The following is a 15,092-nucleotide window of genomic DNA, read 5'->3' as shown; positions in this document are numbered from 1 at the left end:
TTCACTACTTAATATAAAAACCTATGTTAAATGCTATTGAAATACCTTTGAGCATGAGGTTTGCAGACATTAATAATAAGGCAATACTGAACAATCTTTCTAAGGCAACTAAACCGGAAGACCCGAGAATGCGGTTGAAGAAACTCGAACTTAACAAAGTGAATACAGATAATACCCAAGCGATAATCATAGCACCAAGAATGAGTTCTTTAGAAAACAGATCTTCTTCCATATAGCTAAGTAATGAGGTAATAACCGCTGGCCCGGTGATTACAGGGAAGGCTAGAGGAAAGAATATAGGTTCTGATTGAGGTTCGGATGAATCCGATTCTATAGGTGGGGGTACCAACATCATTTTCAATGATACTGAAAACAATAAAACCCCACCAATGAATTGAAATGCATATAGGGAGATATCAAGAAATTGAAAAAATTTTCTTCCAAAGGTGACAAAAAGTAATAGGGTAACAAGAGCAAAGATGCATTCTCTAAGAATGATGCGTTGTTGCCTTTTTGCTGAGTAATGCTTCAATAAAGACACAAAAACAGGAACAGATCCTGGGGCATCAAAGAGCACGTAGAATAGTAAGCTAAGATTAATCAGAGTTAATAGCATAAAAACGTCTCTTTTATAAAAAGGCTAATTGTAGTCCAGACATAAGTAGTTGTGTACCTACGATTGTCGCGAAAAGGCCAAGTACCGTTTGTGTAGCGAGGAGTACTTTAGCCTTTTCCTTTCCCCCGCCGACAAAAACTTGCAGGATAATCGTTGCTAAAGAAATAAGGATCCAAGAAAGAACGAGAATAAGAGAAACAGAAGCGAAGCTATAGCGTTTACCTATTAAAATGCAGCAAGCTGCTAACCAAGAAGGCCCAATCATAAGAGGCAATGCTATGGGTGTTACCAAAGATAGAGCAGAGGGAGATGTAAAGCCTTTCCAGCTATTTTCTCTATTTAAATTCAAAATAGCCCGCATTCCTGTCAAAGTGACAGCAATACCCCCAACAACCTGTATTGCGCATAGAGGAGTTTTTAATACATATAGAGTGCCTAAAGCTGCCTCGTAAAGAGCAAACATACTCAAGAGGGCAAATACACTTTCTCTAGCTAATAGTGATAAGCGCTCCCTTCTAGAGTAACGAGCAAGAACATGATTTAATACTAAAACATTAGTTAAAGTATCAGCCGCTAATAATAATATGCAAGCTTGGGGTAATAAAAAATAAATAGTGTCCATGGGAAGAATTTTTATATGCTAAGGCTATTATTTTTCAAGGTAATCAACTAAAGTATGGAGAAACATGGAAATTACTATACCGGTAGCTAAATTATCTTATGATAGATGAATCGATAGCAGATAGCATAAAGCTTTATACTAAACCCTTCTCTTCCATTCTTTTATTTGGTCCTCCCGGAGCTGGTAAAGATTTATTAGGAAATTTTATAGCTCATGGGGATAGTCAGGTTTATGTTTCTCTTGGTGATATTTTCCGTTGTTATCCTATAGGATCTCCTATTCGACAACTTTTTCATAAATATGCAGTTTCTGGATCCTTGATTCCTGATGAAGATGTTGTTGCCGTATGGAATTATTATGTTCAAGGATTGGTTGCTACTGGGAAATTTCTACCAGATCGTCAAGATCTGCTCATTAGCGGTCTTCCAAGAACGGTAGGGCAGGCGAAGCTTTTAGATGCGTATATTACAGTACGTCATGTAATTATTTTAGAGGTGCATGAAGAAGCTAAATTGCTTGAGCGTACGCAACAATCTCTTTATAGCAAGGGGAGAATTAATGAGGTTGGTATTGAAGTATTGCAAAAACGTTTGCAATCGTATCAAAAAGATATTGATGCCATCATTCAACATTATCCTATTTATAAGATTTCTCGTATCAGTGCTGACCAGAAACCGATGGAAGTACTTCGAGATGTATTATCTCGGCTTGCTCATGTGTTTTCTCATCCTGGCAAACCTGTGAATTAGACGGGTATATCTGATTTAGAGAAAAATTGCTGACCTTATCTGCAAAGTTTGGATAACGATGTACTATAGCTTGTAGTAAGGTATTCCCTAATTCTTGACTTAAGGGTTCTTGAGATTTTGCAAATAGAGGAAGAGTGGCTTCCCATTGAAGAACTTCGTCTTTAACAATTTTAGGTGTATCGGGTGTTGCTTTAAGATAAGCTTGAAAAGCTTTTTTAGGATATTTTTTACAATAATCAATACTTTGTTGAAGGGCTATTTGTATAGCTTCAACAACTTCAGGAGATGTGGCTTTTGTATCTTTTTTCCCACATAAGAGAAGCTGAGGGCCTGTAGGAAGCCCATAGGAGTCGGAGAGGAAACAGCCCACGGGCATTCCTAGAGTATCTAGTTTAACACCTTCAATATTATAAAAAGCTCCATAGAGGAAATCGATTTTTTTCAATAACATTGGTGAGATTAAATCGGAGCTTACATTTCTTACGTCTGAGGGAACAACTCCGTGTAGACGCAACGTTTCTAATAGACAGGAAAGGTCTCTCGAGTTGTTTAGACAAAAACCTAATACCCTATTATTTAAGTCTTCAAATTTTGAAATATTATCTTCTTTTCTGTAGATAAATCCTTGTAGAGTGGAATCAATTAAAGACCCCACTATTTGTACAGGGGCTCCTTGAAGAGAAGTTTTTATTACTCCAAGGGCGTGATAGAGAGTCAAGTCTACTTGTTCAAATAGAACATGAGGAATAACAGCACCAGTATCTGTACTTTTTTGAATATGTAAATCTATACCTTGATTACGGAAAAATCCTTTAGAAACTCCTACATATAGAGGAATATGGTTAGGATTAGGAGTCCAATCTAAAAGTATAGTTATGGGGGTGAGGTTACTTGGGTTTATTTGTTTAGTTCTGACTTTCCATATAGGTAGGATAAGCAAAGGGATAAGTAGGAAAGCGAATTTTTTATTCGGCAATCTAAATTTCTTCGTTGTCTTCTCTATACGAAATAAAGCAAAAGTAAGTTTTTCGCTTAGTAAAATCGATTGAAATAGGATAAAGGTTACCGTTGTTAAGGCAAATAATCCTGAAAAGGTCATTTCCATATCGTAGTTTCTTCGACTTTCAAGAATGAGAATACCCAGACCAGACTGTGAAGCTACCCATTCGCCAGCAATAGCAGCGAATCCCGCGGATCCCATAGCAATTTTTAATCCGGAAAATATATGAGGAAGAGCGTAAGGGAGACGTAGCTTAATGAAAATTTGTCTCTTCGTTGCTTGATGTAAAATAAATTGTTCTAAGAGTTCTTCAGGAGTAGATGTGATTCCTTGATAGATCGTTATCGTTAATGGGAAAAAGACCGTAAGTGCTGTAGGGACAATAACAGCATTTAATCCCCAACCAAACCATAGCACAATTAACGGTGCTAGGGTGAACATAGGAGTGCATTGTACCAGTATGAAAAATGGATTTAGCAGATCTTTCGCTGGCTTATAGGTCAGCATAAGAATTACTAATCCTATCGACAATAATAGTGCTAAAAAGAATCCCCCTAAAATACCTCGCAAAGTATACCAGGAAGAAGAAAGAATAAGATTCATAGAATCTGAAAAATTCGCCGCTATTTTTGATGGTGGTGGACAGAGAAAGGCAAATGATGCGTTATTTTTAGCGAAAAATTCCCAAAACAAAATTAAAAGCGAAATAGTTAGAAAGTAACATAAAAACTTTTTTTTCATTTTGTAAATGTAGAGGGAAGAAATAATAAAGGAATCATAAGGGAATAGAATATATGCGGCAAGAAAATGATAGTTTAGGAACTGTGGAAGTCCCTGAAGATAAGTTGTATGGCGCGCAAACTGCGCGTTCTCAAAAATATTTTTCCTGGGCTCCCGAGGTTATGCCTCAAGAAGTTATCCGTGCTTTGGTTTGGATTAAAAAGTGTGCTGCTAAAGCAAACCGTGATCTAGGATTTTTAGATTCAAAATATTGTGACATGATTGTTTCTGCTGCTGATGAGATTCTTGAAGGCAAGTTTGACGAGCACTTCCCTTTAAAGGTATGGCAAACGGGCAGCGGTACTCAATCCAATATGAATGTAAACGAGGTTATTGCTAATTTAGCTATTCAACGTCATGGAGGTGTTGTAGGTAGTAAAACACCCATACATCCTAATGACCATGTAAATAAATCCCAATCTTCTAATGATGTTTTCCCTACAGCTATGCATATTGCTGCAGTGATTAGTCTTAAGAAAAAGTTGATTCCTGCCATGGATCATCTACAAAGGGCATTAGATGCTAAGGTTGCTGAATTTCGCGATTGTGTGAAGATAGGGAGAACACATTTAATGGATGCTGTTCCTATGACATTGGGACAGGAGTTTTCTGGCTATAGTAATCAGATACGTCAATCTTTAGAGAGAGTTGCGTTCTCTCTCACACATATGTATGAGTTGGCTATAGGAGGAACAGCAGTAGGTACAGGATTAAATGTTCCTGATGGATTTATAGATAAAGTTATCCACTATTTGCGTCAGGAAACAGTAGAGCCTTTCATTGTTGCATCAAATTATTTCTCAGCATTATCTAATCACGATACGCTAGTGAATGCTCATGGTGTTTTGGCTACTTTAGCTTGTGCTTTAACAAAGATAGCTACGGATCTGAGTTTTTTAGGATCGGGTCCTCGATGTGGTTTAGGAGAATTACTATTTCCTGAGAATGAACCAGGATCTTCAATAATGCCTGGTAAAATCAATCCTACACAATGCGAAGCTTTGCAAATGGTTTGTGCTCAGGTTATAGGAAATAATCAGGCAGTAATCATTGGTGGAAGCCGAGGAAATTTTGAACTCAATGTTATGAAACCATTGATAATTTATAATTTCTTACAATCTGTGGATATTCTTTCGGGAGCTATGCAAGCTTTTGCAGATTATTTTGTTTCAGGTTTGCGTGTGAACAAATATCGCCTCAAGGAATATTTAGATAATTCTCTAATGCTTGTTACAGCTTTAACTCCAGTTTTAGGATATGATAAATGTTCTAAAGTAGCTTTAAAAGCTTTCCATGACAATATAAGCCTAAAGGAAGCATGTATACAGATGGGATACCTATCTGCGGAAGAATTCGATCGTCTTGTTGTTCCCGAATCTATGGTGGGAAAACACTAATGAGAGGATTTGCTCTCTAAATTGATCAAAGCTTGGGCAAATAAGAGAGCGCTCTTCGTATTCGAAAAGATATGATCAACACCGATAAGCTCATCTAAATGATAGCGTTTAAGATCGCTTAGCGGTGTTTTTTTCACACCTGCCAAAAGTAAAAGTGTTCCTTGACGGTCACATTCTAGGAAAAACTCTTCTAGAGCATGCATAGCGGATGCATCAATTGTAGGTACACGACTCATACATAATATGAAAATCTTTGGAGGTTTTTCTATTTCATTGAGAAGATTTTTCAATCTATCAGCGATTCCAAAGAAGAAAGGACCGTTGATCTCATAGATTTCGGTATGTGCAGGAACTTCGGATTTTGAAAATAGATCGTCATCTTTCGCCTGCTTATTCTCATCAAAATATCTTGCTGTAGATATCACGTCAGAAAGATCACTCATCTGTTTCATAAATAGAAATGCGGCTAACATCATACCCACTTGCACTGCAGAGGTGATGGTTGTCATAACCGTAAGAATAAAGACGGTTAAGAGAACAACAACATCTTTCTTAGGAGCAGTGAACAAATGAATAAAGTGATGGATTTCACTCATATTCCAAGCAATAAGAATAAGAACAGCAGCTAAACAGGTGAGAGGGATTTTTACTGTTAATGGTGCTAAAGCTAAAAGAATAACGCAGATAAAGGCTGAGTGAATTAATCCTGCTACAGGAGTTGTAGCTCCAGATTTAATACTTGCTGCGGTTCTTGATAAGGAACCTGTTACGGGCATTCCGGCAAAGAATGATGTACCAATATTTGCGATACCTTGGGCAACAAGTTGGCAATTGGATTGATGTCTCCATCCTGTCATACCATCAGCAACTACAGCTGAAAGTAGAGTTTCGATACCGGAAAGAACAGCAATAGTTAAAGCATCCGGCATAAGTTGTAGAATTTTTGTTAGGCTAAGATGAGGGAATGAAGGTAAAGGTATCGATTGCGGGAGAGCTCCATAACGACTTCCAATCGTAGGAATATCGATTTTTAGCAACCAAACTAGTGTCGAAGCTACGATAATAGCAATCATTACTCCTGGATATCTGGGCTTATAATTTCGGAAATAAATCATGATTAGAAGGGTAAATAACCCTACGGCAAAAGCTTTACTATCCCAGGTCCACAGATAATCCCAGTAAGCTATCCATTTAGCAATAAAATCTGTAGGAACACTATCTCCCATTTGTAGACCTAAAAAGTCTCTAATTTGAGAGGAAAAAATGATAACAGCTAAACCTGTTGTTAATCCTGTAACCACCGGATATGGCATATATTTAATGAAAGTGCCAAGCCCAGTAAGTCCAAAGGCCACTAGGAATACTCCTCCCATTAGGGTGATTGTGAATAACCCCTCAACACCATATTTTGCTGAAATACAATAAAGTATAGAGATGAAAGCACTTGTTGGTCCCGATATAAGAACACGACTACCACCTAAAGCAGAGGCTATAAAGCCTCCAATGATTGAGGCTAGCAAACCTTGAATAGGGGATACGCCCACACCGATTGCAATAGCAATAGCAAAAGGAAATGCTAGAACGCCTACAGTAAGTCCAGCTAAGAAATCTTTTTTAAATGTATTAAAGGTATAACCTTCCTTAATACAAGTATAAAGCTTGGGAACAAGGTGTTTAAACGATAAGGCGACTTTCACTAGGCTCCTAACGTGGATTCAGAACTAGAGAACTTTATTATTGTTCTGTTCTTTAGTATCTTTGTCAAATAGTTCGTTATGTTTATAGACGTTTTGTTTCGTCAAATCTAAGCTTCAAGAATATAGAGTTGCTATATAAAACGGTGCTAAATAACAAATTTTTGATTTTAGTATATAAAAAAGAAACGCTTTTCTTAATCTAGAAGGATTTTTCCTACTTTACCTAACCTGTAAATAGGAGTACACTAGTTCGTAGAATTATTTTTGAGGTCATTATGTTGAAATTCCAATTGTGTGCTCTGTTTTTATTTGGATATATCGCGATTGTTTTCGAGCATATTGTGCGAGTGAATAAATCTGCTGTAGCCTTAGCTATGGGAGGTTTGATGTGGCTAGTTTGTTTTTCTCATATGCAACATGCGGATCACATGATTCTAGCTGAAGAAATTGCTGATATGGCTCAGGTAATATTTTTCTTATTCGCAGCGATGGCCATTGTTGAACTCATAGACGCACACAAAGGGTTTTCGATTATAGTACGATGTTGTTATATACAATCCAGAACCCTACTTCTTTGGGTGCTGATAGGGCTTTCTTTTTTCCTATCCGCTGCCTTGGATAATTTAACATCTATCATCATCATTATCTCTATTTTGAAGCGTTTAGTTAAATCGCGAGAAGATCGCCTGCTTCTAGGAGCGATTTGCGTCATTAGTGTAAATGCTGGAGGTGCTTGGACTCCTTTAGGAGATGTAACGACAACAATGTTGTGGATTAATAATAAAGTGACTTCTTGGGGAATTATTCGTGCTTTATTTGTTCCTAGTTTAGTTTGTGTTCTTATAGCTGGAATTTGCGCACAATTTATGCTTAAGAAGAGAACTACAGGAATGATCACTAAGGATGTTGAGATGGAGGGATCTCCTAAAAAAAGTGGTTTAATCATTTGTATTGGTTTGGGATCTTTATTGATGGTTCCCATTTGGAAAGCCTGTTTAGGTGTTCCACCATTTATTGGAGCTTTATTAGGACTCGGGCTTGTTTGGTTGGCTAGTGACTGGATTCATTCTCCCCACGGGGAAGATCGCTATCACTTACGTATTCCTCATATTTTAACGAAGATCGATATTTCCTCTATTACCTTCTTTATAGGTATCTTATTGGCTGTTAATGCTTTGACTTTTTCTAATGTTCTCTCTGAACTTTCAATGAGCATGGATAGGATATTTTCTAGGAATGTTGTGGCTATTTTTATTGGTCTTATTTCAAGCGTATTGGATAATGTTCCCCTTGTTGCTGCGACTATGGGTATGTATCAAGTCCCAATGGACGATACTTTATGGAAGTTGATTGCTTATGCGGCAGGCACTGGGGGAAGTATTTTAATTATAGGATCGGCTGCTGGAGTTGCCTTCATGGGTATCGAGAAAGTTGATTTTCTATGGTATTTTAAAAAGATCTCTTGGATTGCACTAGCTAGCTATTTTGGCGGTCTTATTTCATATTTTATGCTCGAGCGCATTGCTATGTGGTTTTGAGTTGGTTGTCTTAGAGTTAAAAATTTTTTTTAAAAACTTTGTTTTAATAAAATCTTTATACCCCTATCATACCGCCTCCTTGTAAACATTCTCTATTTGGAAGAGAGGTAAATATGAAAGTGAAACAAATTACAGCCTTGATTTTCTCCCTAGTATTAGGTTTTCAAATTTCAGGTTCTGCTAAGACTCTAGTTCAAAAAAATGCATGTTCAGACTTGGATTTTTTGGAACACTTACTTGATGTTAAATATGCTCCTAAAGAGTGGAAGCATAAGCTTTTCCGTTGGAATTTAAAGGATTCAACGGATCAAGCGCGTTTAAAATTGTATATCGAGGAAAATCCTTCAACCAAGTATTGTCAAGGAGTTCTTGCGCAATACATCTCTGATTTAAATGACTTCCATGCTGGGATTACTTTCTTTGGTACGGAAAACTCTCACTTACCTTATACAATCAAGTTAAGTAATTCTCATAGATGCTTTGTTGTCGACGTGCATACATATAGCTCAGATGTTTCTGTAGGAGATGAAATTTTAGAGATGGACGGCATGCCGATTATGGAGATGATCGAAAGTGTACGTACTGGTAGAGGTGCTCCTTCTGATTATGCTGCAGCTGCACGAATACTCTTTTCTCGTTCTGCTGCCTTAGGCCATCAAATTCCTATAGGGATAGCTACGTTAAAGATTCGTCGTCCTAGCGGTTTAACACGTACGGTAAAAGTTAAATGGCGCCATACCCCTGAGCATATTCAGGATCTATCCTTAATAGCTCCTTTGGTAAAAGATCCAGTAATTGAGATGAGATCTGGCCGTGCTTTACCTTTGGTATCTAATGCTTCTGAAAATTGCTTATTCACAAACGAAATGGTTCCTTATTTCTGGAGCGAACTACGTGAGCAATATAAACGTGGTTTAAACAGTGATTACAATATCGGGAGTAAAAAAGGTTTCCTTCCTGATTTCGGACATGTGACATGGAGAGCTAAAAATGGTCCTTACCATGCCTATGTATTCACATGTACAGATAATCGTGGACAATCTCACAATATTGGATTCCTTAGAATTTCTACATATTCTTGGACAGACATGGAAGACCGTAGTATTATGAATATGGAATCCCCATGGAATGACTTCGGTGAGATCATAAGTGTTTTACAAGAGAAAACAGAAGCTTTGATTATCGATCAGACAAACAATCCGGGTGGTAGTGTATTCTATCTTTATGCGTTGATCTCTAGATTAACAGACACACCTTTAGAAACACCTAGACATAGAATGATTTTAACCCAAAGTGAAGTTCAATCTGCAGTAAAATGGTTGAACCTTCTCGATGGTGTTGAAACTGATGAGCAAGCAAGAAATGCTCTCGGTGATGATATGGAAGGTTATCCTATCGATATGAATGCCGTAGGATATCTACAGACATTTTCTAGTACTGTTTTAAAATGCTGGGCAAATGGAGACATTAATCTCTCTACACCTATGCCTTTGTTAGGATTTGCTAAAGTACACCCACATCCTGAGCATCGTTATACACATCCTATATGTGTCTTGATCAATCAGGAAGATTTCTCCTGTGGAGATTTATTCCCAGCGATTATGAAGGACAGTGGTCGAGCACTTATTGTAGGAACAACTACAGCAGGAGCTGGAGGTTTTGTCTTTAACGTAGAGTTCCCTAATAGAACAGGAATTAAAAGTTGTTCTTTAACTGGATCTCTTGCAGTAAGACCAGACGGTTCTTACATAGAGAATCTAGGAGTCTCTCCTCATGTAGTCTTAGATTTTACAGATATGGACGTACAGACAGGAAGATATCCTGATTACATAAATAACGTAAAAGGTTTAGTTCTTGATCTTATTGATAAAGAAGCAGATAAAAACGCCTCTCATTCGGAAGAAAGATAAAATATAAGAACTGGGTCAAATAAATATAACAATATAGAAATCTTCTGTTATATTAATAACCTTTAGAAAAAGTAAAAAATCTTTTTCTAAAGGTTTTTTTATTAAGCATCATATTCAAGTTTGGAGGTGAGATGTGCGCAGGGTTATATTAAGTAATCCTAGAGGATTTTGCGCTGGGGTGGTTCGTGCTATCCAAGTAGTAGAAGCTGCTTTAGAAAAATGGGGAGCCCCGATTTATGTGAAACATGAGATTGTTCATAACCGTCATGTAGTAGATGATCTCAAAAGGAGAGGGGCCATCTTTATTGAAGATCTTACTGATGTTCCTTGTGGAGAAAAGGTTATCTATTCTGCTCACGGTATTCCTCCGGAAGTTCGTGAAGAAGCAAAAACTCGGAATCTTTTTGATATTGATGCAACTTGTATTCTGGTAACTAAGATTCATTCTGCAGTTAAGCTTTATGCAAGTAAGGGTTATCAAATTATTTTGATAGGAAAGAAAAAACACGTAGAGGTTATTGGGATTCGTGGAGAAGCTCCCGAAAGTGTTACGGTAGTGGAAAAGGTGGAAGATGTTGCTAACCTTCCTTTCGGAGTCGAGGTCCCTTTATTTTTTGTGACTCAAACAACGTTGAGTTTAGATGATGTTGCTGAAATTACCCAAGCATTAAAGGTGCGTTATCCGAATATTATTACCTTACCTAGTTCTTCTGTATGTTATGCTACGCAAAACCGCCAAGAAGCTTTACGTTCGGTGTTGCCTAGGGTAAATTTTGTTTATGTTATTGGAGATGTACAAAGCTCCAACTCCAATCGTTTACGAGAAGTTGCTGAAAAAAGAAACATTCCTGCCAGACTAGTGAATAGTCCGGATCATATTTCTGATGAGATTTTGAATTATTCCGGTGATATTGCAATAACAGCAGGAGCATCAACTCCTGAGCATATTGTTCAGTCTTGTATTTCTAGATTGAAAGAGTTAATACCCGGTTTACAAGTTGAAGAAGATATATTTGCTATAGAAGATGTCGTATTCCAACCGCCTAAAGAGCTTCGTAATTAAAAAGTCTTCATTTTTACACATATTGCGAGTAGGAATTCACAGAATAGTGTTCTCTATTAGGGAATACATTTATTTATCTTTCTCCCTCTACATTAAATACCCAAAACTAATCGTATATGATCTAGCGAAGTTTTTTTATTCTTTATTGAGGAACCCTTACAGGAGATTGCGTCGTTCGCCGCAATCTTCGTTGCTAAAGGAGGGGAATGTTTATGGAGAAACTCCTTGGTCAGCATTAAATAAAGTGAGTAGGGAATTCGGAGTTACTTCTCAAGATATTGTCTATGATTTAGGTTGTGGTTTAGGAAAGGTGTGTTTTTGGTTTTCCCATATTCTGAGATGTCAGGTTGTGGGTATAGATAACCAATCTAGTTTTATTAACTTCGCTTCTCGCATGCATAGGTTGTTATCTCTGCGGCCGACAATATTTTTTAAAGAATATTTTCATGAAACAGAGTTATCACAAGCTTCCTGTGTTTACTTTTACGGCTCGTCGTATTCTTTGAAGGTATTGAAAGGTGTTTTAACGGCTTTAGCAAAGTTAAAGTCAGGGAATATGGTCATCAGTATTTCCTTCCCTTTAGATTCTTTACCTGATGGGGATACAATATTTTTCACAGAGAGAAGTTGTGATGTTACTTTTCCTTGGGGTAAGACAAAAGCATATAAAAATATACGAAAGTAAGTACTCTCTATTGATAAAGACTACGAACAGCGTCGTGTTCTGTTTGTAGTACTTGGAGTAAGAAATTATCCATATTTTTCCAATGATCTTTCACCTCTTCGATAGAGCGGGTGATTTCGTCATGTTCCATACGGAATATCTCTTTATAATTTTCTGCAAATGTTCGTGACGCAGTTTCTTTCAACTCATAAATTTTTGATGAGGCTTCTGTAAGTTGCGATAATGAAGTACAAATTTTACCAGCACCTTTAAAGAATGTTCGTGCTGTTGCTCCTTTCCACAATCCTGTATGTTTTTGGATAAATCCTAGAATGCGTTTTCCGGAAATTTCACCAATAATTGGTGTTGCAGCTCCTATGATTCCTAAAGTTGCGGTAGCAATTCCTAACCATTGTGAAATCTTGGCTTGACTTTCATAACTTTCAATAAGCTCTTTCGCTTTTTCTAAAAGGTGCTTTCTAGCTTCTAAACGAGAAAGATTATCTTGTTCTCTGCTATTCAACATGAGCTTCATAATTTCTGCACAGATTCTAAGGACATCCAAATTTGATACACGCATATGCATCAGAGAGCTAAGCTGTGCTTCTGTAAGAGCAAATTCAATAATTTCATCAGGTAAGCTACGCGACTGCGTATAGTGAGCAGACATTTGATTGGAAAGTTCTTCAATAGCGAAATCTCTTTTGTGTTTATGATGTTGCTGTTCTTGATCCTGACGTTCTTGTTGTCCTTGTTCTCCTTTTCCTTCTTCTCTTTCTTGAGATTTTGTATCGAGACGTGTTTCTGTAGTTTCTTTTTGTACATGGCTGAATAGCGCCATAGGACTGAGAGAAGATGTAGAAGGTTTTGGTGAAGATGGTGCAGATTTTGCAGCTTCTTCAGAAGTTCTAACAGTATCTTTCAGACTGTGTTCTTTTATGGTTTGCTTGTCGTAAGTTTGAACTTCAACTTGTGTTGTACATAGGGTGATGGATGATTTCCCCTCTAAACCATCATTTTTAGATTCTGGTAGATTTAAGACCAGTGTTGTTGTTTTTGTTATGGAATTTTCGTCTTTAGGAGCTAAGCAAGAGGAAAATCCCATACTTGCTTGCGCTTTTTGTTCTTTTACAGAAGCAAAAGACGAAGATTGGCTAGCTTGTCGCAAAGCAGGATTTTTATCAGAAGAGGAAAATGTATCTAGAGATTTTTGTGATGACAGATTTGGTAAAGATGAAGATTTCATCAACATACCATTCTTTGCCATTAAAGTTTCCGAAGGTGCAGGTTTATTCTGGGAAGGAAGTTGTGAAAATACCGATCCTGATTGGTTCAGTAAACTTAAGCAAGTATCCGACATGGAACGTAAGATAGCCATTTGGCAACAATCAGGAACGCTAACCTCAGCATCGGTTGTTGAAGATGTCTCTGATCCTGATTCTACCATTAACAAATCAAGCTCGGCACTTTCTGAAGTTATACTCGTTGTTGTTGAACAAGATGCTGTCATAACATTCCTTAAAAAAGAATTTATCTTAGAGCTTCCAGAAATGTTCTATCCATTTCTCTGCACAACTGTAACACGCGTGCGAGATTTTCGAAAGAATCATGAATACTTTCTATGAGTTCTTGAGTGCGAGCGAGGTAATCATCCCTTTCCAAACTTAATAATTCTATTTTTGTTTCAAGAGATACATAGTGGGATTTAATTTTAAACAGACTGGATCGCACCCAAAGCATAGCTCCGCGTAAAAGACCTAAGGCTCCTTCTAGAGCGGGGCCTATACCTCGCATAGCTCCTTCTGCAAGTGGGGAAAGACCAAGATTTTCCATGCTTAAAGTGGCAATAGAAAGTAAGGCAGCTATGACATAAAGAACAATTTGTACTATTTTCAATATCTTTTGTTTTAACTGCTTATTTTTCCCCGGAAGAAGTTTTTCAATAGCTTCCCAGCCATTTAAAGCATCTAATAAAGTTAGTGTTAAGGCGATAAGACCTGCAAGTAAACTTACCCAAGAGAAAACGCCTCCGCCCATGACGATAGCAACGGAAGCTAATCCTATGGAGATCCATGGAGTAATCCACTCTACAATAGTAGCCAATGAACCCCAACGTTTTGCTTGTTCTTCTTTTTCTATAGATTTTTGGATTTGTTTTATGCGTTCTTCATGTGTTGCTTCTAACTCCCTTTGGGTCGTTTCTACACAATCTTTGTAGGATGCATAAGCAGAAAAATCTGAAAGTATCCCTTGTTTTGTCAAAAGATAGCTTAAAGTAAATACACCAACAGAAGGAGGACTAATAATAGGAACAACAGAAGCTGCTCGCGTTTTTTGATTTTTTTTGAATTTTTTAAAGAGACATTCTTGATGCTGCTGTTTTCCTGGATGCTCATCTTGTGATAATCCTTTATTATATTTTCCTTGTGGCGATTTTAGAGTTAGTCGATCTTCTTCTTTGCTGCGAAAATCAGCATCCCGAGAAGAAAGGAATTTCTCCTCAGATAGCATTTTATGTTCCAAATCTTCTGTAGATTCACGAAAGATCTCAGTTCTTTCTAAACTATCTTGCGTTTTTTGTTGTTTCTCAAATTGTTTAGATGTAGGTGTGAATAGAGATTTATCAGAGGAAAGGCTCTTTTCAGATGTCTTTTCCTGAGCTTTAGGCATTATTAAATCTTTAAGAAGAGTTTTCATCGATTCTTTGGAATTTTTTTGTGAAAAAAGATTCCATGGTGAAGACGATGATGTCTGTTCTTTCTTTGGCAATTGTGACGCTAAAGAACTTCCGAAGTGTAAGATTTTTTCTCTAGAACTTGCAGGAGTTAGTTGTTTATGTGTAATAACCTGTCCTTCACTTTTTATAAATGAAGTTTTACTAAGTTTATCTGTAAAGAATTTCTGTAGAGATTTTCCTGAAGATTCTGTAGCTAAAGTGATTGAATATCTTATATTAGATATTCCTTCAGATTGCTTAGGACTATCTGGAATATAAGGCTGTTGATTTAAGAGAATCTCTGTAGATTGTGCTAGCCAGGAGGACATAGTCAGTTCCC

Annotated in this window: 12 protein-coding genes; 6 read left to right on the top strand and 6 right to left on the bottom strand. The window is 37.2% G+C overall.

Translation table 11 applies throughout. From position 1 onward, the window contains the following. Positions 1-4: 4 nt before the first annotated feature. Together H9Q19_RS01020 and H9Q19_RS01015 are read right to left on the bottom strand one after the other, a co-directional pair. A complete protein-coding gene (locus H9Q19_RS01020) occupies positions 5-616 on the bottom strand; it encodes a MarC family protein (RefSeq protein ID WP_213241380.1) in 612 nt (203 codons plus the stop codon). A 13-nt stretch (positions 617-629) separates the two neighbouring features. Further along, the gene (locus H9Q19_RS01015; RefSeq protein ID WP_213241378.1) at positions 630-1,238 is read right to left on the bottom strand and encodes a MarC family protein; all 609 of its coding nucleotides are present in this window, start codon (positions 1,236-1,238) and stop codon (positions 630-632) included. Between the two features lie 98 nt (positions 1,239-1,336). On the opposite strand from H9Q19_RS01015, the gene H9Q19_RS01010 reads away from it, so the two are divergent. After that, positions 1,337-1,987 (top strand): nucleoside monophosphate kinase, encoded by a 651-nt coding sequence (locus tag H9Q19_RS01010; RefSeq protein WP_213241376.1) that lies wholly within the window; start codon positions 1,337-1,339, stop codon positions 1,985-1,987. On the opposite strand, the gene H9Q19_RS01005 is transcribed toward H9Q19_RS01010, so the two are convergent. Then, complete coding sequence (locus H9Q19_RS01005) at positions 1,896-3,728, bottom strand: ABC transporter substrate-binding protein (RefSeq protein ID WP_213241374.1); 1,833 nt, start codon at positions 3,726-3,728, stop codon at positions 1,896-1,898. The two genes, H9Q19_RS01010 and H9Q19_RS01005, sit on opposite strands and share 92 nt — an antisense overlap. Before the next feature lie 53 nt (positions 3,729-3,781). Here H9Q19_RS01005 and fumC point away from each other — a divergent pair, with 53 nt between their 5' ends. Beyond that, positions 3,782-5,164, top strand: coding sequence for a class II fumarate hydratase (gene fumC, locus H9Q19_RS01000; RefSeq protein WP_213241372.1), 1,383 nt, complete (start codon positions 3,782-3,784; stop codon positions 5,162-5,164). Here the strand turns inward: fumC and H9Q19_RS00995 are convergent. Continuing rightward, on the bottom strand, positions 5,161-6,861 hold the full coding sequence (locus H9Q19_RS00995) for a solute carrier family 26 protein (RefSeq protein WP_213241370.1): 1,701 nt from the start codon (positions 6,859-6,861) through the stop codon (positions 5,161-5,163). The two genes, fumC and H9Q19_RS00995, sit on opposite strands and share 4 nt — an antisense overlap. Positions 6,862-7,136: 275 nt before the next feature. Here H9Q19_RS00995 and H9Q19_RS00990 point away from each other — a divergent pair, with 275 nt between their 5' ends. From H9Q19_RS00990 to H9Q19_RS00975, 4 genes are all read left to right on the top strand, one after another. Beyond that, the gene (locus H9Q19_RS00990) at positions 7,137-8,399 is read left to right on the top strand and encodes an NhaD family Na+:H+ antiporter (protein ID WP_213241368.1); all 1,263 of its coding nucleotides are present in this window, start codon (positions 7,137-7,139) and stop codon (positions 8,397-8,399) included. A 113-nt stretch (positions 8,400-8,512) separates the two neighbouring features. After that, complete coding sequence (locus H9Q19_RS00985) at positions 8,513-10,309, top strand: protease-like activity factor CPAF (protein ID WP_213241365.1); 1,797 nt, start codon at positions 8,513-8,515, stop codon at positions 10,307-10,309. 133 nt (positions 10,310-10,442) lie between these two features. Further along, positions 10,443-11,372 carry a 4-hydroxy-3-methylbut-2-enyl diphosphate reductase gene (gene ispH, locus H9Q19_RS00980; RefSeq protein ID WP_213241363.1) on the top strand — a complete coding sequence of 310 codons (930 nt, stop codon included), beginning with the start codon at positions 10,443-10,445 and terminating at the stop codon, positions 11,370-11,372. Continuing rightward, positions 11,335-12,057 carry a class I SAM-dependent methyltransferase gene (locus H9Q19_RS00975; RefSeq protein ID WP_213241361.1) on the top strand — a complete coding sequence of 241 codons (723 nt, stop codon included), beginning with the start codon at positions 11,335-11,337 and terminating at the stop codon, positions 12,055-12,057. The genes ispH and H9Q19_RS00975 overlap by 38 nt, the downstream gene beginning before the upstream one ends. 7 nt (positions 12,058-12,064) lie before the next feature. On the opposite strand, the gene H9Q19_RS00970 is transcribed toward H9Q19_RS00975, so the two are convergent. Then, complete coding sequence (locus H9Q19_RS00970) at positions 12,065-13,546, bottom strand: hypothetical protein (protein WP_213241359.1); 1,482 nt, start codon at positions 13,544-13,546, stop codon at positions 12,065-12,067. A 20-nt stretch (positions 13,547-13,566) separates the two neighbouring features. Next, positions 13,567-15,081: a hypothetical protein gene (locus tag H9Q19_RS00965; protein ID WP_213241357.1), complete on the bottom strand. Its 1,515-nt coding sequence runs from the start codon at positions 15,079-15,081 to the stop codon at positions 13,567-13,569. Positions 15,082-15,092 lie beyond the last annotated feature (11 nt).

This window comes from Chlamydia crocodili, assembly GCF_018343815.1.
In the GTDB taxonomy this organism is placed as follows: domain Bacteria; phylum Chlamydiota; class Chlamydiia; order Chlamydiales; family Chlamydiaceae; genus Chlamydia; species Chlamydia crocodili.
Note: the sequence above shows the minus strand (reverse complement) of the source record. Positions and strands in the feature narration are given on the sequence as shown.

Excerpts from the sequence above, each read along its gene's own strand:
- H9Q19_RS01020 (WP_213241380.1), bottom strand. The coding sequence starts at position 616 with ATGCTATTAACTCTGATTAATCTTAGCTTACTATTCTACGTGCTCTTT.
- H9Q19_RS01015 (WP_213241378.1), bottom strand. The coding sequence starts at position 1,238 with ATGGACACTATTTATTTTTTATTACCCCAAGCTTGCATATTATTATTA.
- H9Q19_RS01010 (WP_213241376.1), top strand. The coding sequence starts at position 1,337 with ATGATAGATGAATCGATAGCAGATAGCATAAAGCTTTATACTAAACCC.
- H9Q19_RS01005 (WP_213241374.1), bottom strand. The coding sequence starts at position 3,728 with ATGAAAAAAAAGTTTTTATGTTACTTTCTAACTATTTCGCTTTTAATT.
- fumC (WP_213241372.1), top strand. The coding sequence starts at position 3,782 with ATGCGGCAAGAAAATGATAGTTTAGGAACTGTGGAAGTCCCTGAAGAT.
- H9Q19_RS00990 (WP_213241368.1), top strand. The coding sequence starts at position 7,137 with ATGTTGAAATTCCAATTGTGTGCTCTGTTTTTATTTGGATATATCGCG.
- H9Q19_RS00985 (WP_213241365.1), top strand. The coding sequence starts at position 8,513 with ATGAAAGTGAAACAAATTACAGCCTTGATTTTCTCCCTAGTATTAGGT.
- H9Q19_RS00975 (WP_213241361.1), top strand. The coding sequence starts at position 11,335 with ATGTCGTATTCCAACCGCCTAAAGAGCTTCGTAATTAAAAAGTCTTCA.
- H9Q19_RS00970 (WP_213241359.1), bottom strand. The coding sequence starts at position 13,546 with ATGACAGCATCTTGTTCAACAACAACGAGTATAACTTCAGAAAGTGCC.
- H9Q19_RS00965 (WP_213241357.1), bottom strand. The coding sequence starts at position 15,081 with ATGTCCTCCTGGCTAGCACAATCTACAGAGATTCTCTTAAATCAACAG.